A 25,648-nucleotide genomic window follows, 5' to 3' on the forward strand; every position below is an offset into this window, starting at 1 on the left:
CCCTTATGGATAATGGGCGGCATTCACAGGCAAGAGTGTCCGACATGCCTCGCCGTTTCTTTCAACGCTATATGCCCAGGCCCGATACGCTAAAGCGTCAGCGGTCGCTGCGTTTCATGGCGCCACTGATTGCCGACCCGCGTTTGTGGCAACTGACGCGACGCAGCGTCGCCAATGCGTTCAGCGTGGGGCTTTTCTGCGCCATGCTGCCGATTCCTTGCCAAATGGTGGTAGCGGCCATAGGTGCTCGCTTCAGCCGCTGCAACCTTGCTCTTGCGGTGGGCCTGGTGTGGATTACCAACCCACTGACAATGCCGCTATTTTTTTACGGTAACTATTGGATTGGTACCTTTTTTCTGGATACGCCTGCACGTGAGGCGCCTTCCCGCCTTTCGACACAATGGCTGGCCGAACAAATGCATAACATCATGCCTGCCCTGCTGCTGGGCTCCCTGGTGTCAGCCCTGGTCCTGGCGGTAATGGCCAATATTGCCGTCCGCTTGATCTGGCGCTGGCACGTTTCCCATCACTGGAAGCGCCGCCGCCAAAAAAGGCGGCAGCGGCGGGCCCGTGTCGAAGCAGAATTCGACGATTAAGGCTGCTGTACGAGTTTTCCACCATCCAGTTTCATCATCCGATCCTGGTGCCCCGCCAGGCCAATGTCGTGGGTGACAATCACGAAGGCGCAGGCGCTTTCGCGCGCCAGCTCATCCATTAGCGCCAGAATCGTGGCGGCGGTGGTCTGGTCCAGATTCCCCGTAGGCTCATCCATTAATACCAAGCTGGGATCCGTGACCAGCGCGCGGGCAATGGCCACCCGCTGGCGCTCCCCGCCGGATAATTCACCCGGCTTATGATCGGCCCTGTCCTGCATACCCACCCGTGACAAAATCTGCATGGCGCGCTGCTCGGCCGTTTTTTTCGCTTGCCCGCGAATGATCAACGGCAGCGCGGCGTTTTCTACCGCCGTGAACTCTGCCAGCAAGTGGTGGAACTGATAGACAAAGCCGATATAACGGTTGCGAAAGCGCCCCAGCGCCGTCTCATTCAGACCCGCCAGGGGTTGATCCGCGATCACGACATCGCCTTTAGTGGGCCGGTCCAATCCACCTAACAAATTTAGCAGTGTCGTCTTGCCCGACCCTGAGCTACCCACAATGGCAACGCGCTCGCCCGCATGCACTTGAAGGTCAAGGGTATCGAGGACGGTTAAATCCTGCGGCCCTTCACTGTAAGTGCGAGTCAACCCTTCGCATTTAAGCATTACAGGGGCTTGATTCGATGTCGTCTCAGACATGTTGGCATCCTTATTCATAGCGCAGCACATCCGCAGGCTGGACACTAGCGGCTCGCCAAGCCGGGTATAACGTTGATAAGAACGTCAACCCAAAGGCAGCCAGCACAATGTTTCGAACATCTTCAAAGTGTAAACGCGACGGCAAATCACTGATGAAGTAGACCCCTGCGTCGAGGAATTTAATATTCAAGAAACCCTCGACCCAGCCGATCAGATCGGAAATCGTCAAGGCGAGCAACACACCGACAGCGACGCCCACGGCAATCCCGATCAAGCCGATAGCCAACCCCTGCACGATAAAAATGCCCATGATCGAACGCGGCGTGGCACCAATGGTTCGCAGTATGGCGATGTCAGCCCGCTTGTCGGTGACGACCATGACCAGGGTCGACACAATATTAAAGGCGGCGACCGCAATGATGACCGTCAACAACAGCGCAATCATGCGTTTTTCCATCTGGATTGCCTGGAAAAGATTGCCCTGTGAATAGGTCCAGTCGCTCCCTCGATAGCCGGGGCCCAGTTCATTGAGGATAGCCTGTGTTTCGCTACCGGCGACAAACAGGTCGTCCAGCTCAAGACGCAGCCCCCCGATCGCATCACCAAGACGACCAAGCGTCTGCATGTCCTCGATATTAGCGTAAGCTAAGTTAGCGTCAAGCTCAGCGCCAACGCTAAAGATACCGCTCACGGTGAAGCGTTTGAGACGCGGAAATACGCCCGCCGGGGTAATCGAGGCCTCAGGAACCAGCAATGTCACTCGATCACCCACACCGACGCCCAGGCGTCGGGCCAACATCGACCCCAGCACCACGTTCCATTCGCCCGGCACCAGGTCACTTAACTCACCTCGTTGCATGTGGTCGCCAATAATCGATACCTTATCTTCCCAGTCGGGGTGGATACCGTTGACCATGGCGCCTTCATTGTTGCCGCCAACCGAGAACATGCCCTGCTGTTCGACATAGGGGGCGACCCCCTCAACGCGGTCACGCTGCATAATCTTTTCGGCCAGCGACTGCCACTCCACCATGCCATCACGGGCTTCGATTTTGGCATGCGGCACCATGCCCAGAATTCGGGTACGCAGCTCATGGTCAAACCCGTTCATTACCGACAGAACGAGAATCAGTACCGCCACGCCCAGCATCAGTCCCAGCATGGAGGTCAGCGATATAAACGAAATAAAATGGTTTCGGCGTTTAGCGCGCACGTAGCGCAGCCCCACCAAAAAAGGCAAACGATCAAGCATGGCGTCATTCCTTATAAGTCAGCGCTCATGGTACGGTTTTTTTAGCATCGCTGCATATGTATAAGCGGGCTTTAGAGGCACATCAGCCGCCAGCGTTCCCTCATGATTCTCTATACTTGCAACTTTTCGCGCCAGCCCCTACATTGCGCCGATTCGACTGGCGCCAGGCGCGCTCTCTTTTAACTTCGCTGCGAGCGGCTTTACGTTGATCACTTCGACCTACCGTTTATTACCCGAGTGGCATCCTCAAGATGGCATTCAACTCACCTGGCCACGCCCGGAGGGCGACTGGCAGGCGCTCCTGGGTGGCATTGAAGGCACACTTGAGCGTATTGTCGTCGCCGTGAGCCGCTATCAAAGAGTGCTCATCAGCGTGCCTGACAATGCCACGCGCACACGCCTGGCAGCGACATTCGACGCCTACGGGGTACCCGAAGGTCAGTTACTGTTGTGCGTCGCGTCCAGCAACGACACCTGGGCACGCGATCACGGGCCGATTACCGTCGCCGATGAAACGGGGGCGTTGCAACTGCTGGATTACACCTTTACCGGCTGGGGCGGTAAATTTCCTGCTGACCGCGATAACCAGTTGACCCACCGGCTTGCCGAGGAAGGCGTTTGGAACTGCTGTGTAAGCCGCCGCGAGCTAGTGCTGGAAGGAGGCGCGATTGAGACGGACGGCGATGGCACCTTGCTCACCACCGAGGCCTGCCTGCTTAATCCCAATCGCAACCCGCAGATGACGCGGCATCAACTGGAACAACAGCTTGAGAAAGACTTAGGGATAGATCGCGTGCTGTGGTTGGCCCATGGCCATCTGGAAGGCGACGACACGGATAGCCACATTGATACCCTGGCGCGTTTTTGCAACCCGACGACGATCGCCTATGTGCGCTGTGACGACCCGACGGATCCTCACTACCCAGCCCTGCAAGCGATGGAGCAGGAGCTGCAGGCGTTTCGGCAGCGAAATGGCGAGCCCTATCGGCTAATTCCGCTGCCCTGGCCTCAGGCCTGCTATGCACCCGACGATGGTCGCCGCTTGCCAGCCACTTACGCCAATTTTTTGATCATCAATGGCGCTGTACTGGTACCCACCTACGGGGACCCCGCCGACGTTATCGCGCTGAACGCTCTGGCGGTCGCCTTTCCCGAACATACGCTTATTCCCATTGAGTGCAGTCACGTCATCCGCCAACACGGCAGCCTGCATTGTTTAACCATGCAGCTCCCCAGAGGCTCGCTCGCCACTGCTCATCAGACCGCTGAGGAATCATCATGAAAAGCCCCGTCACCGTTGGCATCGTGCAACAGCAAGCCTGGCCCGATAAAACCCAAAGCCTGGATGCCAGTGAAGCGGGCATTCGCAACGCTGTGCAGCAAGGGGCTCAGTTGGTATTGCTCCAGGAATTGCATGCCACGCACTATTTCTGCCAGTACGAAGACCCTGCGGTGTTCGACCTGGCCGAGCCGCTGGACGGACCCACGGGCCAACGGCTCGCTGAATTGGCCCAGGAACTGGACATCGTACTCGTCGGCTCCCTGTTCGAGCGCCGGGCGCCCGGTCTTTATCACAATACCGCGGTGGTATATGACCGCGCCGAGGGCCGCGTGGGGCACTATCGCAAGATGCATATCCCCGACGACCCCGGGTTTTACGAGAAATTCTATTTCACCCCAGGCGATCACGACGCCGCGCGCAATGAGGGGTTCACTCCCATCGATACGTCGCTCGGCCGGCTGGGCGTGCTTGTCTGCTGGGACCAGTGGTACCCCGAAGCCGCGCGACTGATGGCTCTTGCCGGCGCCGAGTTGCTTCTCTACCCCACCGCCATCGGCTGGGATCCCAACGACGACGATGCCGAGAAGGCTCGTCAGCAGGACGCCTGGACGCTCATCCAGCGCGCTCACGGTGTCGCCAATGGATTACCCGTGGTCGTCGCCAACCGCGTTGGCTTTGAGGCAGACCCGTCTACCGTGGGTGCGGGCATCCAGTTTTGGGGAGGCAGTTTTGTCTGTGGCCCGCAGGGTGAACTGCTGGCGAGCGCGGGAGAGACGACAGAACAGCTGGTCGTGGAGGTCGATATGGCACGCAGCGAGAACACGCGGCGTATCTGGCCTTACCTGCGTGACCGCCGTATCGATGCGTATGGCGAGCTGACCCGACGCTTCAGGGACTAGGCGCCTGATGCTCTTCTATTGTTAAGCAAAACGCCTGCCTGGGATTAACCAGACAGGCGTTTTTCATGCCCTGCTTACTTCCTTACTTCCAGAAATCGCGGATGGAGGCAATTCCCTGGGCACCAACGGCCCGGGCGTGATTGGCATCAAAACGCGTCATGCCGCCCAACGCAAAGACCGGCATGCCGGCGTGCTCCACCCACTGCTGAAAATCATGCCAGCCGATGGGGGCTACGTCGGGGTGCGACGGCGTGGTGCGCAACGGCGATAGCGAGACAAAGTCACAGCCTAGCGAGGCAGCCTGTTCCAACTGCTTGGGGTCATGGGTCGACGCCGATAGCCATTTATTTTCCGCAATCGGCCGACGCTCAAGCTGCATAAGACGCTCGCTGGTCAGGTGAATACCGTCGGCATCCACCTGATCGAGCAGCGACGGATCGCCATTGAGCAGCAAGCGAGCACCGACCTCATGGCAAAGGGCGAGTGCACGCTCAGCCCTTGCCACATAGGCCTCCGGCGTTAACTGCTTGGCGCGTAGCTGCACCAGGCGAATACCATCTTCGCTCAACGCCCGGGTGAGTGACGCCTCAAAACGGGCTTCATCGGCTTCTTCACCGGTAATAAGGTATTCAGTCGGCAACATGACAGCCCGCAAGATAGGCAAATTTGCCGCCGGGAACGGGTAGTTCACCAGTTCCTCCATGGGGACCCAGCGAACGGCCTGGCCTTCGCGACCGAAAGGTTCACCGGCAAAGGCATGCACCTGCCAGACATCGAGCAGTATATGCTTATCCGAATACTCATGATGCACTCGGATTAATGGTTGCGCATTGACAATTTCGACACCCAGCTCTTCGTGTAACTCCCGCTTCAAGCCTTCCAACCCGGTTTCGTAGGGGGCCAGCTTGCCGCCGGGAAACTCCCATAACCCGCCGTGATCAACATTCGAAGGCCGCCTGGCAATTAACACCTGCTGCTTGTCAGCACTGATAATGGCAGCGGCTGCCACGTGAACCCGTCGTTTAACCATGATATTCATTGCATCTCTATCCACTGTGTGCACACCCGCTGAGCGATAGTGGTGTTATATCGCTACGTTAAGATCTATTGACGTCGAGGGAGCGACGATAGTTTGTCGCTTAGCTACGATAATCAGCGTTGATCGATACATAGTCATGGGAGAGATCCGACGTCCACACTGTGGCACTATCGTCTCCCCGCCCCAGACAAATGCGGATGGTAATCTCATCGTTGGCCATCACCTGGCTACCGGCTTCTTCCGTATACCCCGCCGCTCGACCGCCGTTTTCCACCAGGCGCACATCGCCAAGCTCGATGATGACCTTTTCAACGTCAAACGCATTGACTGGCGCACGACCAACGGCGGCAAGAATACGTCCCCAGTTGGCATCGGACGCATAGAGTGCCGTCTTGACCAACGGAGAGTGGGCAACGGTAAAGGCCACATCAAGCGCTTCCTGGCGGCTACGCGCCTGCTCGACCTGCAAGGTGACAAACTTGGTCGCACCTTCACCATCGCGAATAATGGACTGCGCCAATTCCGTCATTACCCGCTGCAAGCCGTTGCGGAATATCTCGATATGCGCATCGCTTTCAATACGCACCCCCGTGCCGGTTGCCGCCAGCATGCAGGCGTCATTGGTCGAGGTATCGCTGTCAACGGTAATACAGTTGAACGAGCGATCGACCGTTTCGCGCAGCAGGCGATCCAGCAATGCCTGATCGATTCCCGCATCCGTCACTACAAAGCCCAACATGGTGGCCATGTTAGGCTTGATCATGCCCGAGCCCTTGGCGATCCCGTTGATGACAACCTCCCGGTTTCCGATCGCCAAGGTCACGCTCGCCCCCTTGGGACGTGTATCGGTGGTCAAAATACCTTCAGCCGCGTTTTGCCAAGCTTGACCATCGCTTGCCAAATCACCAAGCGCCACAGGAATGCCGTCCAGAAAGCGTGCCATGGGCATTGGCTCGCCGATCACGCCCGTGGAAAACGGCAGCACGGCATAAGGATTGGCACCCACCTGCTCAGCAACTGACGTGCAGCTGTTCTGAGCGTCCTTAAGGCCTGTGTCGCCGGTGCCTGCATTGGCATTGCCCGTATTGATCAACCAGAAACGAGGGACTTGACCGTTTTCAGCGCTACGCTGAAGGTGCTCCTTTGCCACTTTCACCGGAGCGGCGCAGAAGGCATTACGGGTAAACACCCCCGCCACCGTCGAGGTCTCGGGCAACTCAATAACCACGACATCACGGCGGTCTGGCTTTTTTATCCCGGCCATGGCCGAACCCAAACGCACCCCGTCAAGGGTCGGCATAGAAGGGAAAGGCATCGATCCTACCGCCATGTAGTTCTCCTTAAACGTGGCTTATGCACTTAATCGAGTTTACCGCAACACTGCTTATACTTTTTGCCTGATCCACAAGGACAGGGGTCATTGCGCCCCACCTTGGGGCCCTCGCGACGAACGGGACGGCCGTCGGCGCCAGGCGCCTGTTTAGGCGCGTCGGTATCCTCGGCCGCGGCAGAGTCCGGGTCATCATGGCGACTGGCGGCAGTGGCTTTTTCACGTTCCAGCGCTTCACGACGCTTCTGCTCGAGGGCTTCCACTTCTTCCGGCTGGCGCACCTGTACATGGCTGAGAATCCGCGTCACGTCTGCCTTGATGTTAGTCAGCAATTGCTGAAAAAGCTCAAACGCTTCACGCTTGTATTCCTGCTTGGGATTTTTCTGCGCATAGCCACGCAGGTGAATACCGCGACGCAGGTGGTCCATGGATTGCAGGTGCTCTTTCCAACGGGTATCGAGAACCTGCAGCATCACCTGCTTTTCAAACCGGCGAATAAGCGCTTCACCGGCGGCGTCGATTTTCGCAGCGTAGGCTTCGCGGTGCATGGTGTGCAGGCGTTCACGCAGCTTCTCTTCGTTGAAGCGTTGATCCGCTTCTGCCCATTCAACCACCGGCGCATCCAGGTTGAACTCGGTTTTCAGGTGCGCTTCCAGGCCCGGCAGGTCCCATTGCTCCGCCAGGCTTTGCGGCGGAACAAAGTCGCTGATGGCGTCTTCCATGACTTCTTCATGGATACCCGCAACAGCGTCTGCCACGTTATCCGCCGCCAGGATATCGTTACGCTGCTGATAAATGACCCGACGCTGGTCGTTGGCCACATCATCGTATTCAAGGAGCTGTTTACGAATGTCGAAGTTGCGCCCCTCGACTTTTTTCTGCGCTCGCTCAACGGCATTGGAGACCATCTTGTGCTCGATGGCTTCGCCACGCTCCAGGCCCATCGCCTGCATCAGACGCTTGACGCGGTCAGAGCCGAACAGTCGCATCAAACTGTCTTCGAGGGACAGGAAGAAACGGGTGGACCCTGGGTCACCCTGGCGCCCGGCACGGCCGCGCAGCTGATTATCAATTCGCCGCGACTCGTGGCGCTCGGAGCCGATCACGTGCAAACCGCCGGCTTCCAGAACGGCGTCGTGACGCTCCTGCCATTCTGCTTTCAGGGCATCAATCTGCGCCTGGCTGGGCTGCTGCAGTTTGGCCACTTCAGCTTCCCAGTTACCACCCAGCACGATATCGGTACCCCGGCCCGCCATGTTGGTGGCGATCGTTACCGCCCCAGGACGCCCCGCCTGGGCAATGATCTCGGCTTCACTTTGGTGTTGCTTGGCATTGAGAACGTTGAACGCGAGTTTGGCCTCGCGCATCAGGTGCGCAATGTATTCGGAGGTTTCGATGGAGGCCGTACCCACCAGCACAGGGCGACCCGCCTCGGTCTGCACCTTAACATCCTGAATGATGGCTTCGTACTTCTCTTCCGCGCTCAGGTAGACCAGGTCATTGAGGTCTTTACGCGTCAACGGCCGATTGGTGGGAATCACCACCACATCAAGCCCATAAATCTGGCGGAATTCAAAGGCCTCGGTATCGGCCGTCCCGGTCATACCGGCGAGCTTGTCGTAGAGGCGGAAGTAGTTCTGAAAGGTGGTCGAGGCCAGGGTCTGGCTCTCGCGCTGAACCGTGACGCCTTCTTTCGCTTCGACAGCCTGGTGCAGACCCTCGGACCAACGCCGCCCCGGCATGGAACGGCCGGTGTGTTCGTCAACGATCACCACCTGATCGTCGGCGACCATATAGTCCACGTCGAGATGGTAAAGATGACGAGCCCGCAACGCCGAGTGCATGTGCTGGAGCAGGTTGAGGTTTTGAGCCGCGTAGAGGGAGTCATCTTCCCCCAGCAGCCCCTCCTCACGCATGAGCGCTTCGACCTTGTTGTGGCCCTGCTCGGTCAGCTCGACCTGTTTTTGCTTTTCCTCGAGGACGAAATCCCCCGTGACCGGCGTTTCGTCGTCCTCGGACTTTTCGCCTTTTTCCAACTGCTGCGACAGGCGATCAACCACTTTGTAAAGGTCGGTATTCTCGTCGACAGCGCCTGAAATAATCAGCGGCGTACGGGCTTCATCGATCAGGATCGAATCCACCTCATCGACAATCGCGTAGTGCAAGTCACGCTGGACTTTATCTTCAAGCGAAAAGGCCATGTTATCGCGCAGATAGTCAAAGCCAAATTCGTTGTTAGTGCCGTAGGTAATATCACAGTGATACGCATGACGCTTTTCAGCGCTGGTCTGACCACTGAAAATAACCCCGACAGTGAGCCCTAAAAACTCATAAAGCGGGCGCATCCATTCAGCGTCACGGCGGGCCAGGTAATCATTCACTGTCACGACGTGAACGCCTTTCGCCGGTAGCGCATTCAAGTAAACGGCGAGGGTCGCCACCAGGGTCTTACCCTCGCCGGTTTTCATTTCGGCGATACGGCCGCGATGCAGGGTGATCCCGCCGACCATCTGCACATCAAAGTGACGCATCCCCATGACGCGTTTGCTGGCTTCACGGACCATCGCGAAGGCTTGCGGCATTAAGCTGTCCAGCGACTCACCGTCCGCCAGTCGCTGACGCAGTGTCGCCGTTGTGCCCTGCAGTTCGGCATCGCTTAATGCCTCGAACTCACTTTCCAACGCATTAACGTGCTGCACGCTTTTGAGCATGCGTTTCACATCACGGTCATTTTTTGAACCGACGACCTTACGTAATAAATTATTGATCATGTAGTTTCCAACTAACCGCGAGCGCCCTTGACAGGGCCACCCCGTTCCATAAATGAAGAAGGTTGACTGATTTTTCAGCGGTAAAACGGGGAATTCTGAGGGGGGCCACGACGGCTGAACACATCATGTGCGGCCACTAGCACACTAACAAACCGCTTGAATGCGAAAGGTCTAGGTGATGTTAAGGGCTTCAACACGACCCAGAAGCGCCGCATAGCGCGACGCCGGGTTGCCATCAAGCGTGTCCGTGCGCGCAAGACGGCAGGCACCCAAATACACGCCACGACGCTGCGCTCACCACCCCGCAGCGCTTCTGCATAGGTCAGGTTAGTCGGCAATAAACAGCCGACCAACAGGCCTGCCAGCCACCAGCGCGCCAGACTATGGCGACGCTGACGCCGAGGCAATACCGAGGCAATGTTCAACGCTTGCGACATGCTGTGGACAAACTCCTGAGCGTGTTAGGCTTTAAGGATCGGGCAACCTGACGTGTGCCCGACATCACCTTTGCCAGAAAGCATCTACATAAGGCACCTATGTAAAGGTAAAGTCCCCATGCATAGGGCAATAAGCGATACCTTAGGAATCAAGCGTATGAGTATAAAGGTTAAGCGATCTCAGGCCCAGCCCATCAGCCGTCTGATGGGCAAGTCGGGCGATATCGGCAAGCTTATGCGCCTCTCAGCACTTATTGATCAGGCACAACGGCATTTGCAGGCCCACTTGCCCGAGGCAATGCGTGAGCATATTTATGTTGGCGGATTCCGAGACGGACGCTTGACATTGATTAGCGGCCAGGCCCAATGGCTAACTTGGCTGCGCTACGAACAGGACCGCTTGCTAAGCCTTATTCATCAGTTGCCGGGATTCGAGGGCGTCACCGGATTTACCTTCAAGGTGCGTCCTGTAAGGACCATCCAGCCACCTTTACGCAATACCCGCTCTCTGTCGCGTTCAGCCGGCAATACGCTCAGCCAATGTGCCGAAGACACCGACCACCCTGCCCTCAAGCGGGCCTTGGAACGACTGGCCTCCCACGCACCGGATGAAGCCAGCAACGAACCCAGCCATGAAGACTGACCCACAAAACAAAACGCACCGCCATGGCGGTGCGTTTTTCGAGCAGTCAATCAGGCGAACAAGACTGACTACGCCATGGCAGGTGCCGAGTAGGAAATCGGCGCCACGGCCTGTTCTTCTTCAAAGGTGACAATTTCATAGGCATCGGGCTGAGCCAGTAACTCGCGACATAATTGATTGTTCAATGCGTGACCCGACTTTACGCCGCGGAACTCGCCAATCAGGCTATGACCTAGCTGGTACAGATCACCAATGGCATCCAGCACCTTGTGCTTGACGAACTCGTCTTCGTAGCGCAACCCGCCCTCATTGACGATTCGATAGTCATCGACAACGATGGCATTATCCAGGCTTCCACCTAATGCCAGGTTGTTCGAGCGCAAGAATTCGAGATCGCGCATAAACCCGAAGGTACGCGCACGGGAGACTTCTTTAACGAAGGAGGTCGTCGAAAAGTCGATCAGTGCCGTTTGCTTTTGCTGGTCGAACACCGGGTGATCAAAGTCGATGGCAAAAGAAACCTTGAACCCCTGATGCGGCAGGAAGGTCGCTTCTTTATCGTCTTCTGTCACGCTGATCGGACGCTTGATACGAATAAATTTCTTGGCTGCTTCCTGCTCCAGAATACCCGCCGATTGAATCAGGAAGACAAACGGGCTTGCACTGCCGTCCATGATAGGCACTTCTGGGGCGCTAACATCGACATACGCATTATCGATGCCCAATCCAGCAAACGCCGACATCAAATGCTCGACAGTCGCGACTTTGACACCCTGATAGCTGAGTGCAGTACACAGCTTGGTATCTTCAACCAACTCTGCGCGGGCAGGCACCTGGGCCATTGGCTCCAGGTCCGTTCTGACAAACACAATCCCCGTATTAGCGGGCGCCGGACGCAAAGCCAGATGAACTTTTTTACCCGAGTGTAAACCCACTCCGGTGGCACGAATGATATTTTGTAAGGTGCGTTGTCTGATCATGGGCAGTGGTCGAACTCTAATAACGGGGATAACCGCAAGGGATGAAAGTTATCAAACAGTGTTCACTTTAACAGCAAACGAGAGTTTTGACCAATAAAACTCTCGTTTGGCGGTAGCATGAACCTGATAGCTTGTATCAATCCGCTTGGCGGCGAAGAAACGCGGGGATGTCCAGGTAGTCGTCAGCATCCGCAGCGCGACGCTTTTCAGGGCGTGCAGGTGTGCTTTCGGCAGCTTCGGCACGGCTGCTTGCCTGCTGGCGCATTACCGTCGGCTGTTGCAGCTTGCGGTAATCTGCAGAGGTTTCCGCCGTACGGCGAGCCGGCTCGCGGGTAGCCGCTTTAGGCTGACCACCATCCAGGCCTGCCGCCACCACCGTTACACGCAGCTCGTCTGACATTTCCATATCAATGGAAGTTCCCACGACGATCGTCGCTTCCTGGGAGGCAAATTCCTGAACCGTGGCGCCCACGTCGTTGAATTCGCCAATCGATAGATCAGGACCTGCCGTGATATTGACCAGAATGCCGCGGGCGCCGTGCAGATCGATATCTTCCAGCAGCGGGCTGCGGATAGCCTTTTCAGCGGCTTCGCGGGCGCGGTTTTCACCTGTCGCACCGCCGGTGCCCATCATCGCCATGCCCATCTCGGACATCACCGTGCGCACGTCGGCAAAGTCGACGTTGATAATGCCCGGGCTCGTAATCAGCTCGGCAATGCCCTGGACAGCCCCCAGCAGCACATCGTTGGCTGCGCTAAAGGCGGTCAACAAGGTGGCATTTTTGCCTAGAACAGAGAGCAGCTTTTCGTTGGGAATGGTGATCAACGAATCCACATGCTCCGAGAGCTCTTTCATGCCCTCTTCTGCCGCGCGCATCCGCTTGGGCCCTTCAAAGGGGAAGGGGCGCGTCACCACCGCCACCGTCAGGATACCCAATTCCTTGGCCACCTGCGCGACGACAGGCGCACCACCGGTACCTGTACCACCGCCCATACCAGCGGTGATAAAGACCATGTCAGCGCCATTGAGAAGCTCAGCGATACGCTCACGATCTTCCATCGCCGCCTGACGGCCGACATCCGGATTAGCTCCCGCACCCAGGCCTTTGGTGATTTCACCCCCAAGCTGCAGAACCGTCTTAGCGGATACCCGCTTTAATGCCTGAGCATCGGTGTTGGCGCAGATGAACTCGACGCCTTCGATGTTGCTTTCGACCATGTGGTTAACTGCGTTGCCACCACCGCCGCCAACGCCAACCACTTTGATGACCGCACTGCTCGAGGGTGCGCTATCTACCAATTCGAACATAAGCCCCGTCTCCTGAACCGCGCTTGCGGCCCTGTCAGAAATTTCCTTTGAACCAGCCTTTGATTCTTGCCAGCGCTGCACTGCCATCCTTGACGTCACGCCGGGAGACGTCAGTACGCCCCTTGTGCACAGGGATGACTCCCCGTTGACTTTCTCGACCATGCCCATGGCGGGATTCCTGCAGTGCATAATGCAGTAAACCCACACCCGTTGCATAGATAGGGTTGCGTACTACGTCTGACAACCCTTTGACATTTTGTGGACACGCAATGCGAACGGGCATATGAAAAATCTCTTCAGCCAGCTCGCCCACGCCTTCCATACGTGACGTACCGCCCGTCAGCACAATACCGGCAGCGACCATGTCCTCATAGCCGCTGCGACGCAGCTCGTCTCTGACCAGCGTAAACAGTTCCTCATAGCGTGGCTCCACTACTTCGGCCAGGGCTTGCCGGGAAAGGTCCCGAGCCGGCCTGTCACCTACGCTAGGTACCTTGATCATTTCGTCGCTTGCCGCTAACTGAGTCAGCGCGCAAGCGTACTTTACCTTGATCTCTTCAGCGTGCTGCGTCGGGGTCCGCAACGCCATCGCAATGTCGTTGGTGACCTGATCGCCGGCAATAGGAATCACCGCCGTATGGCGAATGGCACCTTCGGTGAAAATCGCCATATCGGTTGTTCCTCCACCGATATCGACCATGCAGACACCCAGCTCGCGCTCGTCCTCGGTCAGCACTGCCATGCTGGACGCCAGTTGCTCGAGGATAATGGCATCTACATCCAGACCACAGCGGCGTACACACTTTTCAATGTTCTGTACCGCATTGAGGGCGGCGGTTACCAAATGAACCTGCGCCTCAAGGCGAACCCCCGACATACCCAGGGGCTCGCGAATACCGCCTTGAGCGTCGATTGAAAACTCCTGGGGCAGCACATGCAGAACGCGCTGCCCTTCTGAAACAGCGCGCGCGCGCGCCGAGTCAATCACTCGTTCGATATCCGAGGGCGTCACTTCACGCTCTTTGATGGCCACCACACCATCGGAATTCATCGATTTGATATGGCTGCCAGCCACGCCGACATAGACAGAATGAATGTCGCAGCCTGCCATCAGTTCGGCTTCTTCAACGGCGCGCTGGATTGATTGCACGGTCGACTCAATATTAATAACCACGCCGCGCTTCATGCCCCGCGAAGGATGCGAGCCAATACCTGCAATTTCAATTCCACCGTCGTCGGTCGGCTGACCGACGATCGCGACGACCTTGGACGTTCCAATGTCCAGCCCGACCACCATGTTGGATGCGTTGGGTGAGCCTGCCATGAGTCGGGAAATCTCCTTGTCGCCTTAAATAAAAAAACAATTAACGTTCAATTCTACTTGGGCACTAGTTAATAAGAGTGCCAACTTGTGTCTTTGCGATGCTGAGCAGTGAGCTAACTTAATCGGCAATATTAACATTTATAATTCACGATTGGCTCATAGTATAGAAACAATCAGCGCATTACGACTAGTCAATTATCACAATAGTCGCCATCAAAGCGAAATAAAACCCCATTCGCGCGGTTTTCATCGACAGCGACTGCTTACTTTACACCGTTAAACGATGTTTCATCGACGCGTTACTCTTCTTGCACATCAAATTCACTTTCTCCGTGCCAAGCCACCGCCACCCCATTGGGGTAGCGTAAATCGATATAACGGATGCGTTCGCTTAAACGACTCAATTCCCGCTGCCAGGAAGCGCTTAAACGCGCCAGCCGCACTTGATGTTGACGACGCCCCAACATAACCCAGGTGCTATCATTTAACTGTAACCGCCAAGCGCCACGCGGCTCTAATCGTAACTGCGTTAACCGTAGATTCAGCCCTGCGAAATGCGGGGTTAATTGGTGGTAATAATCCAACACTTCTTTACTGCTACCAGCGGGGCCTGCCATATCGGGCAAGCCCTTGGGCGCTTCCATCGGGGCGAATGCAAAAGCTTCGCCTTCTGCGTTAAGCAGAAAGTCGTCATTCCAGCGGGCCACCGGGGTTTGTTCAATCAGCTCAAATACCAGCGCATTGGGCCATTCACGTGTTATGCGCACTTCATTCAACCAACCTATGCGCAATGCCTGTTGCCTTAACGCCCCCAGATCAGCAGATAACCACTGAGTGTCCTCAACGACAGGTGCCAACTGGGTCCGTAGATAATCAGCATCGACGTAGTCCCAGTCGCCCCGAATAGAGACACGCTCAATGGGGCGATCAAGCCACAGCCATAGCGCCTGTCCACCTGCCACCAACAGCAGACCCAACATCAAAGCACCCAACCAGGCCTGGCGTTTTTTCATGAGGCGCTCTTTTGGCCGGCCGTTTGCAGGATACGCATCACCAACTGATCAAAATCCATACCGGCATGGGCAGCCGATTGGGGCACAAGGCTGTGGTCGGTCATCCCGGGCACGGTATTGACTTCGAGTAACCAAAAGCGCCCTTCACTGTCACGCATCACGTCAACGCGCCCCCAACCCTGCCCACCCACGGCGGCAAATGCCTGTTGGCAGAGCGCTGCCAGCGCAGACTCGTCCTCTTGCGACAGACCGCACGGCAGATGATATTGCGTCGTATCGGTTAAATATTTGGCTTCATAGTCGTAAAAGCCACCCGGTACTTCAACGCGAATGGCGGGGAGCACCTGATCGTCTAACAGACTCACCGTGTATTCATCGCCTTGGATGAATCGCTCTGCCATGACCCGCGCGTCAAAACGGGCGGCATCATGATAGGCGGCTTCCAGGGCTACCTGATCGTCGACAATGTTGATGCCAAGCGTCGAACCCTCGTGGACGGGTTTGACGATCAGCGGCAAGCCAAGCTGCGCGACAACCCCAGCCCAGTCAGAGTCTGCATGCAGCATGATGCTTTCCGGCGTTGGCAACGCCAGCGCATGCCATACCTGCTTGGTTCGTTGCTTATCCATACCCAATGCCGACGCCAGGACACCACTGCCCGTATAGGGAATGCCCAATAGCTCAAGCGCCCCTTGCAGCGTACCGTCTTCCCCGCCACGGCCGTGCAGCGCGACAAAAACGGCGGTTGGCGCCAGCTTTTCCAGACCGACCAACCCGCCCTCGCGCGGGTCGTAACCCTGGACATTAACGCCCTGACGCTCCAGCGCCGCAATAATCGCGGCGCCGCTCTTCAATGACACTTCACGCTCGGCAGAATGACCGCCATAGATGACGACAACACGCTCAAGCGATAGGGGTTCAGAGTTGAGTCCGCTCACAGGTCTACCTCATTTAACGCCAACTGGGCTTGCGCCAGGCGCAGCGAGATACCGCCGACATCCCCGGCACCCTGGGTAATCAAAATGTCGCCGGGGCGCAGCACGTGACTTAGCAGGTTAGGCAATTCGTGTTTATGCTCGACAAATAGCGGATCGACCTCGCCACGCTGACGAATCGAACCCGCCAGCGTACGGCCTTCTGCCCCGGGAATCACCGCTTCACCAGCGCTATAAACGTCCAACAGCACGAGCGTGTCCACCTGGGAGAGCACCCGGACAAAATCCTCGTATAAATCGCGCGTCCGGCTATAACGATGCGGCTGATAAAGCATCACCAAACGCCGCTCAGGCCACCCCGCCCGAACCGCCTGAATGACCATATCCACTTCCCGAGGATGATGACCATAATCATCCACCAGCATGACGTCACCGCCCGTCGGGCTGGGGTAATGGCCATGCACCTGAAAGCGGCGCCCTACCCCAGCAAAGCTCGCCAGGGCGCGCGTGATCGCCTCATCACTGACACCCGCATCGGTGGCCACCACGATGGCCGCCATCGCGTTCAATGCGTTGTGACGTCCCGGCATGGCCAGTCGTATGGGTAGCGGGTCGGCATCACCTGGACGCAATGCGGTAAACGATACCTCGCCCCCTTGCTGCTCAAAATCGGTGATTCGGTAGTCGGCATCCGCGTCGAACCCGTAGGTGACGAACTGACGTTTCACCTGGTCACAGAGCTCGCGCACATTGGCATCATCCGTGCAAAGCACCGCCAGTCCGTAGAAAGGCAGATTATGAAGAAATTCGACAAACGTGCTTTTAAGACGCGAGAAGTCACCACCGTAAGTTGCCATGTGGTCGGCATCGATATTGGTAACGATGGAGACCATCGGCTGCAGGTGCAGGAATGACGCATCGGATTCATCGGCCTCGGCCACCAGATAATCACCCTCACCCAGCCTTGCATTGGCACCCGCGCTGGTCAGCTTGCCACCGATCACAAACGTCGGGTCAAGGCCGCCCTCGGCCAGTATCGTTGCCGTCAAACTGGTGGTCGTGGTTTTGCCATGGGTACCGGCCACCGCGATGCCGTGGCGAAAGCGCATCAGTTCTGCGAGCATTTCAGCGCGACGCACCACCGGTACGCGGTGATCGTTGGCCCAGCGAATTTCTGGATTCGTCGGATCGATGGCGCTCGATACCACCACGACATCCGCCCCCGACACGTGTGCCTCAGCGTGACCGATCGATATACTGACACCACACTGGCTCAAACGCTCGGTAACGGGCGAAGGTTTCAAATCGCTGCCGCTGACAGCGTAGCCCTGGTTGGCTAGCACCTCCGCGATGCCACACATACCTGCACCGCCGATGCCAACAAAATGAATGCGCCGAATGCGGCGCATGCCGCGACCAGTGGGGGCGGTCGTTGCTGATGCCGCCTTGGTTACAGAGTGGGTCACACAGTCTCTCCTTGCGGTATCACAGCCAGACACCCGTCGGCCAGGCGCTGGGTTGCTTCCAAGTAGGCAGCCTGGCGTGCATTAGCGGCCATCGCCGCCAGGGTGTCAGGCGTTAATAAATTTGCCAATTCATGGCTAAGGCGCTCGGCGGTCAGCTCGGACTGGACGATGCACAGTGCCGCCTTTGCCTCGACAAGCACCTGGGCATTGACGCGTTGGTGATCATCTACCGCGAAAGGGAAAGGCACCAGCAAGGCTGGCTTGGCCGCTGCCGCCAGCTCCGCAACGGTCAATGCCCCGGCACGGCAAACCACTAGATCGGCCCAGTCATAAGCCGCCGCCATGTCATCAATAAATGGTTCTACACGCGCCTCGACGTCCTGCTCGGCATACAGAGCCGCGGTATCAGCATCACGCGCCTTGCCGGCCTGATGCCATATAGCCGGCCGCTGCGCAGCCGCCAGACGGGCGACCGCTTCGGGCAGTCGCTCGTTAAGGGCAACAGCGCCCAGTGAACCACCGACGACCAACAGGCGTAGAGGACGGTCTGTCATGGTCGCCGAATCTCGCGGATGATCGCCCAAGGAGGCAATATCCTCGCGGACCGGATTGCCAATCACTTCCGCCCGTTGGCCAAAGGCCTGCGGAAAAGCCGCATAGGTGCGGGTAGCCAGGCGCGACAACACCCTGTTCGTCAATCCCGCCACCGCGTTCTGCTCATGAATCACCAGCGGAATGCCCAATGTCCTGGCGGCCAGGCCGCCAGGACCACTGGCAAAACCACCCAACCCAACCACAACTTGAGGTTTGAATGCTGCCATGACACGGCGGGACTGACGTACCGCGCGGCTCAGGTTCAAAGGTGCCTTCAGCCAGCCTGTCAGACCATTACCGCGCAGCCCTGAAATAGCAATGGTATGCAGAGTGATACCCGCGTCGGGCACCAGCCGGTTTTCAATGCCTTTCGGACTACCCAGCCACTCAACTTCGACACCCTGAGCCATCAGAGCGCGCGCCAACGATAAAGCAGGCATCACGTGGCCCCCGGTTCCTCCTGCCATGATGAGCGCTCGGCGCGCTGGCTGTGTCACAGGCAACTCCTTAAGCTTGATTATGAGAGGCGTGGTTCACGACGCGGGCGATAGGGCGTCGAGGCACGTTTTGGCTGTTGGCGCGTTTCCACATCGGTGCGCAACAACAAACCGATCATGACGCCGGTCACCAGCAAGCTGGAACCGCCATAGCTCATCAGTGGTAGCGTCAATCCTTTGGTTGGCAGCAGTCCAGAGCTTACCGCCATGTTGATAAACGCCTGAGCCGCAATAATGAAACCAATACCATAGCTGACATAAGCGCCAAACAGATGCCCTGACAGCTCAGCTCGACGCCCTACCAACATGGCCCGGGCAATCAACAGCGTAAATAACACCACCACTGTGATGGCGCCCAACATCCCCAACTCTTCGGCGACCACTGCAAAAATAAAATCGGTATGCGCCTCGGGGAGGTAATGCAACTTCTGCACGCTGTTGCCAAGCCCGGTACCGGTGACATGACCACGGCCAAAGGCAATCAGTGCCTGGGTCAGCTGATACCCCGTCGCGAACTGATCGGCCCATGGGTCCAAAAAACTGGTCCAGCGAGCCAGCCGGTAGGGTTCAAGCGCCACCATCATCACCGCACCCGTCGCCAACAGGCTGCCACTACCAATCAATAAAGTTAGCGACGCCCCCGCCATCATCAGCATACCAATCACGCACGCTGCAAATACCACCATACCGCCAAAATCGGGCGCTAAAAATAACAGCCCGGCCGGCACGGCCAATACGGCCAGTGGCCGCCATATGCTGAATGGCTTGCGTCTGAGGTCGTAAGCAAAGCGTGACATGAAAGCTGCCATATAAAGAATCAAGCCAATCTTGGCGAGCTCGGATACCTGCAGGCTAGGCAATGGGCCGGGCAGTGCAATCCAGCGTTTGCTGCCGTTGATTTCCTGACCGATGAACAGAACCAGTGTCAGAAGGAAAATATTGACAAGCAGAATCAGACTGGCGTTTTGACGCCAGACCTCCAGCGGAAGACACAACATCACCAGGCATGCCGCTATGCCGAGCAGCAAGAACACACCATGCTGCTGTGCATAGTGATAGCTGTCATCGACCAACCCGATAGAGGCCGAACTCACCATCACCCAGCCGAAACCCGCTAGCGCCACCGCCACCACGATCAACCAGACGTCACAGGGCGCCCCTTGGGTAGATAGTTTTTGGCGTAGATCCTGGAATCGCTTCATGACGTTGCCTCGCTGGAGAATCGTGCCTTTTGCTCTACCCATTGACGAAAGGCATCGCCTCTTGCCTGGTAATTGACGAATTGGTCCAGACTCGCACAGGCCGGCGACAGCAGCACACAATCACCGGGTTTCGCAAGCGCATATGCTTCTTGCATGGCATGCTCCAGCCCTTCCACCAGACGCGTCTCGACGTGGTCAGCCAACGCCTCATCCAGCCGCAATGCATCTTGGCCGAACAAGATAACGCAGCGTGCGCTGGCGCTTAATGGCGCCGCCAGGGGAGAAAAATCGGCCCCCTTCCCCACCCCGCCTGCCAGCAATATCAACCGACCTGTTAAGCTGGCGCTAATGCCTTCAATGGCCGCAAGGGTCGCTCCCACATTGGTACCCTTGCTATCGTTCACCCATTTAACGCCGTCGAGTTCAACGATTAGCTCGCTGCGATGGGGCAATCCCTTAAAGCCCTTTAATGCCTCGCACATGGCCGTTTGATCAAACCCCAATGCGTCCCCCATGGCCAGGGCGGCCAACCCGTTAACGTAATGATGCTGGCCTACCATCGCCAATTGATCGGCGGCAAGCCAAGGCGCTTTCCCCTTCATCAGGGTTAACTGCCCCTGCTCTATCGCCAACCCAAAATCACGACTGCCTGGCGCCTGATTGCCAAAGCGAGTCAGCGTGGCAACCGGCTCGTTGGGAAACGTCATGGGATCATCGGCATTGACAACAGCATGCTGGGCACCGTGAAAAATGGCTTGCTTGGCACGACAATAGCCTTGCATATCGCCATGTCGGTCCAGGTGATCTTCCGATAAATTTAAAAAGGCGGCTACCGCCGCCCCAAGGCGGGGGGTGGTTTCGAGCTGAAAACTGGAAAGCTCAAGGATGAATAGCTCAGCGTCAGGCTGTTGCGCCAATAGATCCAGTGCCGGGGTGCCGAGATTACCGCCAACAGCGGCGTTGACACCTGACACCTGGGCCATCTGCCCGAGCAGGGTTGTCACGCTTGACTTGGCATTCGAGCCGGTAATCGCGGCAATGGGGGCAGATGCTGCACGCACAAAAAGGGCCATTTCGCCGACCAGCCGGGGCTCGCCAGTACGGGGGTTCATCTGCGCCGCCAGCGGCGCTAAGGTCGGATGATGGGGGTCGACACCCGGGCTCACCACGACTTCTTCCACCGCGTCAATATCCAGGACCTCGAGGGGGCCGCAATGAACGACCACGTCAGGATGGGCGCTGTGGAACGCAGCCATTTCAGGTGGTTCCTCGCGGGTGTCCGCCACCATGAACGACACGCCCTGTCGCGCCAAGTGGCGACATATCGCCCGCCCCGAGATTCCCAGCCCCACGACGAGCGTTATTCCTGGTGGAACATGAACCATCCCGGCTCCCTCACACCGACCCATGTCTGGCCCGGCCGCATTGAAAATGAAAAAACTTAACGGACTTTCAGCGTGGCTAGACCCAGCAACACCAGTACCACGGTAATGATCCAGAAGCGCACGATCACCCGCGGCTCTGGCCAGCCTTTCAGCTCATAGTGGTGATGTAGAGGCGCCATTCGGAAAATCCGGCGTCCAGTAAGCTTGTAGGAACCAACCTGCAAAATGACCGAGACGGTCTCCAGAACGAAAATACCGCCCATGATGAACAACACGATTTCCTGGCGGACAATAACGGCGACGACGCCAAGCGCAGCGCCCAGTGCGAGCGCTCCCACGTCGCCCATAAAGACTTGTGCAGGGTAGGTATTGAACCAAAGAAAACCCAATCCAGCGCCCGCTATCGTGGCGCAAAAAACAGCCAGCTCTCCGGTGCCCAGAATAAACGGGATATGCAGATAATCAGCGAAAAGTGCGTTGCCGCTGGCATAGGCAAAAATCGCCAGCCCCATCGCCACCAGCACCGTCGGCATGATAGCCAGGCCATCCAGGCCATCGGTCAGGTTGACGGCATTGGAGCTACCGACAATCACCAGATAGGTTAGCAGGATATAAAAAACACCCAGAGGAATCGCGACGTCTTTCAACGTCGGTATCAACAAGCTGGTCTCGACCGCCGAGGCTGCGGTAAAGTAAAGAATCAGTGCCGCACTCAAGCCGACCACTGATTGCCAGAAATATTTCCAGCGTGCCGGTAAACCCCGAGGATTTTTCTCGACCACCTTGCGGTAATCATCTATCCAGCCAATCGCGCCAAACCCCAGTGTCACGCCTAGCACGACCCATACGTAGTGATTGGTCAGGTCCCCCCACATCAAGGTGCTGATGGCCATGGCCATCAGAATCATCGCCCCTCCCATGGTCGGCGTGCCGGCTTTTGAGAGGTGTGATTGCGGACCGTCATCACGCACGGCCTGGCCAATTTGCCCTTCGACCAGCCGCCTTATCACCCAGGGCCCTAGCCATAAGCACAGAAACAAGGCTGTCAGGGCGGCTAAAATCACCCGTAAGGTTAAATAGTTAAAGACTTGAAAGGCAGATTGATACTGCGACAGAAAATTCGCCAAGTGAAGTAACATGAACGGCGTTTACCTTATCTTATCCGTGCGCAGGGCGGTGACAACTTGTTCCATGCCTGCGCTGCGCGACCCTTTTACCAGCAGGCTGGCATTGGGCGGCAACGTATTATGAAGATGACGCACAAGCGTCGCGTGATCATTAAAATTCAACCCACCATCAAAGGCATCGCTGGCCGGCTTGGCCACTTCCCCCAGCGTTAACAGAAGATCAACACCCAACTGGGCCGCATACCGGCCGATATCAGCATGCAAAGCGTTGGAGTCGCTACCCAGCTCCCCCATTGCCCCCAAGGCACACCAACGTGGCCCAGGAAGGCTCATCAACGTATCCAGCGCGGCTTTTACAGCGCCAGGGTTGGCGTTATAGCTATCATCAAGCACGTTTGCACCACGTAAGCCGGGTAGCACACCCAGCCGGTTAGGCAGTGCGGACAAGCACGCCAGACGCTCGATTACCTGCGCCGACGACACGCCCAGGGAGAGCGCCGCCGCCGCCGCCGCAAGCGCATTACTCACATTATGCTTGCCCAGCAGCGGTAAATGCACCCGCCCAAGGGATTGGCCTTGATAGTTAAGCGTGAAAGCATAACGCCCTTGGGAGTCACAGGAAAGCGCTTCGGCCCAGATATCGGCCGGTGCCTTGATGCTGAAGCTGATGACACGACGCGGCGCAGCACAGGCCGCCCAGTAGGCATAATAGTGATCGTCGCGATTTAGAACCGCCACGCCATCGTCCGCCAAACCGCTCAGCACTTCGCCCTTGGCCTGGGCAATCTGCCCCATACCGCCGAACTCGCCGACATGAGCACCGGTCACATTGGTAATAACGGCGACCTGAGGCCGAGCCAGACGCGTCGTCCAGGCAATTTCCCCCAGATGATTGGCCCCCAACTCGACTACCGCCGCCTGGTGCCCTGGCGTCAACGCCAGCAAGGTTAACGGCGCCCCAATGTCATTGTTGAGGTTCCCCTGGGTGGAATGAACCGCGCCCAGCGGTGCCAGCAAGGCGGCCGTCATGTCTTTTACCGTGGTTTTGCCGCTGTTGCCGGTCACCGCTACCAGCGGGCCTTGCCAGGCTTCGCGCGCGGCGGCTGACAGCAGCCCCAACCCCAGACGGGTATCAGGACACACCAATTGTGGCAGCGGACTCTTCACTGGCGTTTGCACCACAGCCGCAGCCGCGCCCGCCTGCTGTGCCTCGGCCAATAGATCATGACCGTCAAACCGTGGCCCCTTGAGGGCGACAAAGAGCCCTCCCGCCGCCATCTTGCGTGTATCGGTGACGACAGTACTGATGGGCATGTCCGCCAAGGATGGCGGCACTTCAACAGCGAGCGCCGCCGCCACGTGACCGAGGGTCCAGTCCATCTAGAGCGCCTCCCGAGCGGCCAGTGCGGACTGTACGGCCTCACCATCATGGTAGGGGTAGCGCACCCCTTTGATTTCCTGATAGGGCTCGTGACCTTTACCCGCCACCAGAATGACATCATCAGGGTTGGCGTGACGGACCGCATAAGCAATCGCCTCGCCTCGCTCGGCTATTTCCAACGGCTGAGCCTTCTGAGTGAAGCCTGCCAGAATGTCGGCGCGTATACTGTCGGCAGACTCACCCCGGGGATTATCATCGGTCACGATCACGCCATCCGCATGCGCTTCTGCCACACGCGCCATCTCGGCGCGCTTGCCGGTATCACGTTCACCGCCACAGCCGAACACGCACCATAATTTGCCCGCATGCCCATCAAGGGCGCGCAGTGCATTATCAAGCGCATCCGGCGTATGAGCATAATCGATCACCACACTGGGAGAGCCTGCCTGGCGGTAGCACTCCATGCGTCCCGGTACCGGGCTAAGCGACTCTGCCGCCTCAAACAGTGAATCCAGTGACTCGCCCAAACCGTATAGCGTTGCCATGGCCAGCAACACGTTATCCAGATTAAAGCGCCCCATCAGTGACAGCGACAGCGTTTTTTCACCATCCGGCGTGGCGATCAGTGCCTGCTGGCCTTCACTATGCGGATTCCAGCCCACCACGCGCAGCGTGACGGCCTCTTCAGTGCCTGTCGCCAGGACGCGCACATGGCTATCGCAGCCGGCCAACATCAGACGAACGAGCGGGTCATCACCGTTCATCACGGCAAGGGCAAGCTCAGTACGTCTGAACAACTTGGCCTTGGCAGCCGCATAGGCAGCCATACTGCCGTGATAATCCAGATGATCACGGCTCAAATTGGTGAACACGCCGGTCGTGATATCAACGCTATCCAGCCGGGATTGATCAAGGGCATGGGATGACACCTCCAGCGCCACACGCTTGACACCTTGACGAGCCAACCCGCCCAGCGCCGCATGCATGGCAAGTGCGCCGGGCGTTGTCAGCCCGGTATCGCTCAGCGCGCCCAACCGGCCTACACCCAAGGTGCCGATGACGCCAGCCGGTGTACCCAGTGCATCGCTTAACGCGGCAATGTAGTGCGTCACCGAGCTTTTCCCATTAGTTCCCGTGACCCCGATGACTTCAGGGCCCTGAGGCAATTGAAAAAGCGCACGCCCAAGCTCCCCAAGCCGTCGCGTCAGATAAGGTAACTGCAGAACACGGCCATTGAGCGTGATCTCACCATCGCTTGCATGTGCAAGCACCAGGCCCGCACCTGCTTCAAGGGCGCTATCAATAAAATCGCGACCGTCTAGCTGGCCGCCTGGAACGGCCACAAAAATATCGCCAGGGCCGATCTGGCGAGAATCGCTGGTAATATTGATATTGTCGGACAACGATGGCAGCGAGGCGGGCAGCCCACCGGCTGGCCACACCTTGGTGAGCGCTTGTATCACCTCATTCGGGCTGAGCGTCATG

The 25,648-nt window shown here is 57.5% G+C and carries 22 protein-coding genes; 4 read left to right on the forward strand and 18 right to left on the reverse strand.

The features are described from left to right. The first annotated feature begins 44 nt into the window (after positions 1–44). Positions 45–596 carry a DUF2062 domain-containing protein gene (locus IT895_RS10790; protein ID WP_199283452.1) on the forward strand — a complete coding sequence of 184 codons (552 nt, stop codon included), beginning with the start codon at positions 45–47 and terminating at the stop codon, positions 594–596. Here the strand turns inward: IT895_RS10790 and IT895_RS10795 are convergent. Together IT895_RS10795 and IT895_RS10800 are read right to left on the reverse strand one after the other, a co-directional pair. Beyond that, the gene (locus IT895_RS10795) at positions 593–1,297 is read right to left on the reverse strand and encodes an ABC transporter ATP-binding protein (protein WP_085918027.1); all 705 of its coding nucleotides are present in this window, start codon (positions 1,295–1,297) and stop codon (positions 593–595) included. The two genes, IT895_RS10790 and IT895_RS10795, sit on opposite strands and share 4 nt — an antisense overlap. 10 nt (positions 1,298–1,307) lie before the next feature. Beyond that, positions 1,308–2,549 carry a lipoprotein-releasing ABC transporter permease subunit gene (locus tag IT895_RS10800; protein WP_199283453.1) on the reverse strand — a complete coding sequence of 414 codons (1,242 nt, stop codon included), beginning with the start codon at positions 2,547–2,549 and terminating at the stop codon, positions 1,308–1,310. A gap of 205 nt (positions 2,550–2,754) precedes the next feature. Between IT895_RS10800 and IT895_RS10805 the strand changes: the two genes are divergently transcribed. Then, a complete protein-coding gene (locus tag IT895_RS10805; RefSeq protein WP_233337221.1) occupies positions 2,755–3,831 on the forward strand; it encodes an agmatine deiminase family protein in 1,077 nt (358 codons plus the stop codon). Continuing rightward, positions 3,828–4,730: a carbon-nitrogen hydrolase gene (locus tag IT895_RS10810; protein WP_199283454.1), complete on the forward strand. Its 903-nt coding sequence runs from the start codon at positions 3,828–3,830 to the stop codon at positions 4,728–4,730. Before IT895_RS10805 ends, IT895_RS10810 begins: the two co-directional genes overlap by 4 nt. A gap of 82 nt (positions 4,731–4,812) precedes the next feature. Here IT895_RS10810 and IT895_RS10815 read toward each other — a convergent pair whose 3' ends face one another. From IT895_RS10815 to IT895_RS10830, 4 genes are all read right to left on the reverse strand, one after another. Next, positions 4,813–5,769, reverse strand: coding sequence for a Nudix family hydrolase (locus IT895_RS10815; RefSeq protein WP_233337222.1), 957 nt, complete (start codon positions 5,767–5,769; stop codon positions 4,813–4,815). 100 nt (positions 5,770–5,869) lie between these two features. Continuing rightward, on the reverse strand, positions 5,870–7,099 hold the full coding sequence (gene argJ / locus IT895_RS10820; RefSeq protein ID WP_199283455.1) for a bifunctional glutamate N-acetyltransferase/amino-acid acetyltransferase ArgJ: 1,230 nt from the start codon (positions 7,097–7,099) through the stop codon (positions 5,870–5,872). Between the two features lie 29 nt (positions 7,100–7,128). After that, positions 7,129–9,870, reverse strand: a complete 2,742-nt coding sequence (gene secA, locus IT895_RS10825) for a preprotein translocase subunit SecA (protein WP_199283456.1) — start codon at positions 9,868–9,870, stop codon at positions 7,129–7,131. Between the two features lie 74 nt (positions 9,871–9,944). Further along, a complete protein-coding gene (locus IT895_RS10830) occupies positions 9,945–10,307 on the reverse strand; it encodes a hypothetical protein (protein WP_085918022.1) in 363 nt (120 codons plus the stop codon). Positions 10,308–10,464: 157 nt separating this feature from the next. On the opposite strand from IT895_RS10830, the gene IT895_RS10835 reads away from it, so the two are divergent. Then, positions 10,465–10,950 (forward strand): DUF721 domain-containing protein, encoded by a 486-nt coding sequence (locus IT895_RS10835; protein ID WP_085918021.1) that lies wholly within the window; start codon positions 10,465–10,467, stop codon positions 10,948–10,950. 68 nt (positions 10,951–11,018) lie between these two features. Here IT895_RS10835 and lpxC read toward each other — a convergent pair whose 3' ends face one another. From lpxC to IT895_RS10895, 12 genes are all read right to left on the reverse strand, one after another. Further along, positions 11,019–11,930, reverse strand: coding sequence for a UDP-3-O-acyl-N-acetylglucosamine deacetylase (lpxC, locus tag IT895_RS10840; RefSeq protein ID WP_199283457.1), 912 nt, complete (start codon positions 11,928–11,930; stop codon positions 11,019–11,021). A 136-nt stretch (positions 11,931–12,066) separates the two neighbouring features. After that, positions 12,067–13,239, reverse strand: a complete 1,173-nt coding sequence (ftsZ, locus tag IT895_RS10845; protein ID WP_085918019.1) for a cell division protein FtsZ — start codon at positions 13,237–13,239, stop codon at positions 12,067–12,069. Between the two features lie 34 nt (positions 13,240–13,273). Then, positions 13,274–14,563, reverse strand: coding sequence for a cell division protein FtsA (gene ftsA, locus IT895_RS10850; RefSeq protein WP_066321059.1), 1,290 nt, complete (start codon positions 14,561–14,563; stop codon positions 13,274–13,276). 299 nt (positions 14,564–14,862) lie between these two features. Then, entirely contained in the window at positions 14,863–15,576 is a 714-nt protein-coding gene (locus tag IT895_RS10855; RefSeq protein ID WP_085918018.1) for a cell division protein FtsQ/DivIB, read from the reverse strand. Further along, positions 15,573–16,514, reverse strand: a complete 942-nt coding sequence (locus tag IT895_RS10860) for a D-alanine--D-alanine ligase (RefSeq protein WP_199283458.1) — start codon at positions 16,512–16,514, stop codon at positions 15,573–15,575. Before IT895_RS10860 ends, IT895_RS10855 begins: the two co-directional genes overlap by 4 nt. After that, positions 16,511–17,920 carry a UDP-N-acetylmuramate--L-alanine ligase gene (gene murC / locus IT895_RS10865; RefSeq protein WP_199285464.1) on the reverse strand — a complete coding sequence of 470 codons (1,410 nt, stop codon included), beginning with the start codon at positions 17,918–17,920 and terminating at the stop codon, positions 16,511–16,513. Before murC ends, IT895_RS10860 begins: the two co-directional genes overlap by 4 nt. A 53-nt stretch (positions 17,921–17,973) precedes the next feature. After that, positions 17,974–19,068 (reverse strand): undecaprenyldiphospho-muramoylpentapeptide beta-N-acetylglucosaminyltransferase, encoded by a 1,095-nt coding sequence (gene murG, locus IT895_RS10870; protein ID WP_267905854.1) that lies wholly within the window; start codon positions 19,066–19,068, stop codon positions 17,974–17,976. A gap of 20 nt (positions 19,069–19,088) precedes the next feature. Then, a complete protein-coding gene (ftsW, locus tag IT895_RS10875) occupies positions 19,089–20,270 on the reverse strand; it encodes a putative lipid II flippase FtsW (RefSeq protein WP_085918015.1) in 1,182 nt (393 codons plus the stop codon). Then, on the reverse strand, positions 20,267–21,655 hold the full coding sequence (murD, locus tag IT895_RS10880; protein WP_085918014.1) for a UDP-N-acetylmuramoyl-L-alanine--D-glutamate ligase: 1,389 nt from the start codon (positions 21,653–21,655) through the stop codon (positions 20,267–20,269). Before murD ends, ftsW begins: the two co-directional genes overlap by 4 nt. 56 nt (positions 21,656–21,711) lie before the next feature. Beyond that, positions 21,712–22,794, reverse strand: a complete 1,083-nt coding sequence (gene mraY / locus IT895_RS10885; protein ID WP_085918013.1) for a phospho-N-acetylmuramoyl-pentapeptide-transferase — start codon at positions 22,792–22,794, stop codon at positions 21,712–21,714. 9 nt (positions 22,795–22,803) lie between these two features. Next, positions 22,804–24,162 (reverse strand): UDP-N-acetylmuramoyl-tripeptide--D-alanyl-D-alanine ligase, encoded by a 1,359-nt coding sequence (locus tag IT895_RS10890; protein WP_199283459.1) that lies wholly within the window; start codon positions 24,160–24,162, stop codon positions 22,804–22,806. Beyond that, the gene (locus IT895_RS10895; RefSeq protein WP_199283460.1) at positions 24,163–25,647 is read right to left on the reverse strand and encodes a UDP-N-acetylmuramoyl-L-alanyl-D-glutamate--2,6-diaminopimelate ligase; all 1,485 of its coding nucleotides are present in this window, start codon (positions 25,645–25,647) and stop codon (positions 24,163–24,165) included. It lies immediately after the preceding gene. Between the last annotated feature and the right edge of the window lies 1 nt (position 25,648).

The organism is Halomonas sp. A40-4 (assembly GCF_015767635.1).
Lineage (GTDB): Bacteria > Pseudomonadota > Gammaproteobacteria > Pseudomonadales > Halomonadaceae > Vreelandella > Vreelandella janggokensis.

Bases quoted from the DNA above. Each gene is read 5' to 3' on its own strand.
- ftsW (WP_085918015.1), bottom strand. From the start codon at position 20,270: ATGAAGCGATTCCAGGATCTACGCCAAAAACTATCTACCCAAGGGGCG.
- murC (WP_199285464.1), bottom strand. From the start codon at position 17,920: ATGCGCCGCATTCGGCGCATTCATTTTGTTGGCATCGGCGGTGCAGGT.
- ftsZ (WP_085918019.1), bottom strand. From the start codon at position 13,239: ATGTTCGAATTGGTAGATAGCGCACCCTCGAGCAGTGCGGTCATCAAA.
- IT895_RS10790 (WP_199283452.1), top strand. From the start codon at position 45: ATGCCTCGCCGTTTCTTTCAACGCTATATGCCCAGGCCCGATACGCTA.
- IT895_RS10810 (WP_199283454.1), top strand. From the start codon at position 3,828: ATGAAAAGCCCCGTCACCGTTGGCATCGTGCAACAGCAAGCCTGGCCC.
- ftsA (WP_066321059.1), bottom strand. From the start codon at position 14,563: ATGGCAGGCTCACCCAACGCATCCAACATGGTGGTCGGGCTGGACATT.
- secA (WP_199283456.1), bottom strand. From the start codon at position 9,870: ATGATCAATAATTTATTACGTAAGGTCGTCGGTTCAAAAAATGACCGT.
- IT895_RS10815 (WP_233337222.1), bottom strand. From the start codon at position 5,769: ATGAATATCATGGTTAAACGACGGGTTCACGTGGCAGCCGCTGCCATT.
- IT895_RS10890 (WP_199283459.1), bottom strand. From the start codon at position 24,162: ATGGACTGGACCCTCGGTCACGTGGCGGCGGCGCTCGCTGTTGAAGTG.
- argJ (WP_199283455.1), bottom strand. From the start codon at position 7,099: ATGGCGGTAGGATCGATGCCTTTCCCTTCTATGCCGACCCTTGACGGG.
- lpxC (WP_199283457.1), bottom strand. From the start codon at position 11,930: ATGATCAGACAACGCACCTTACAAAATATCATTCGTGCCACCGGAGTG.
- murD (WP_085918014.1), bottom strand. From the start codon at position 21,655: ATGGTTCATGTTCCACCAGGAATAACGCTCGTCGTGGGGCTGGGAATC.
- IT895_RS10895 (WP_199283460.1), bottom strand. From the start codon at position 25,647: ATGACGCTCAGCCCGAATGAGGTGATACAAGCGCTCACCAAGGTGTGG.
- mraY (WP_085918013.1), bottom strand. From the start codon at position 22,794: ATGTTACTTCACTTGGCGAATTTTCTGTCGCAGTATCAATCTGCCTTT.
- IT895_RS10800 (WP_199283453.1), bottom strand. From the start codon at position 2,549: ATGCTTGATCGTTTGCCTTTTTTGGTGGGGCTGCGCTACGTGCGCGCT.
- IT895_RS10795 (WP_085918027.1), bottom strand. From the start codon at position 1,297: ATGTCTGAGACGACATCGAATCAAGCCCCTGTAATGCTTAAATGCGAA.
- IT895_RS10835 (WP_085918021.1), top strand. From the start codon at position 10,465: ATGAGTATAAAGGTTAAGCGATCTCAGGCCCAGCCCATCAGCCGTCTG.
- IT895_RS10855 (WP_085918018.1), bottom strand. From the start codon at position 15,576: ATGAAAAAACGCCAGGCCTGGTTGGGTGCTTTGATGTTGGGTCTGCTG.
- IT895_RS10830 (WP_085918022.1), bottom strand. From the start codon at position 10,307: ATGTCGCAAGCGTTGAACATTGCCTCGGTATTGCCTCGGCGTCAGCGT.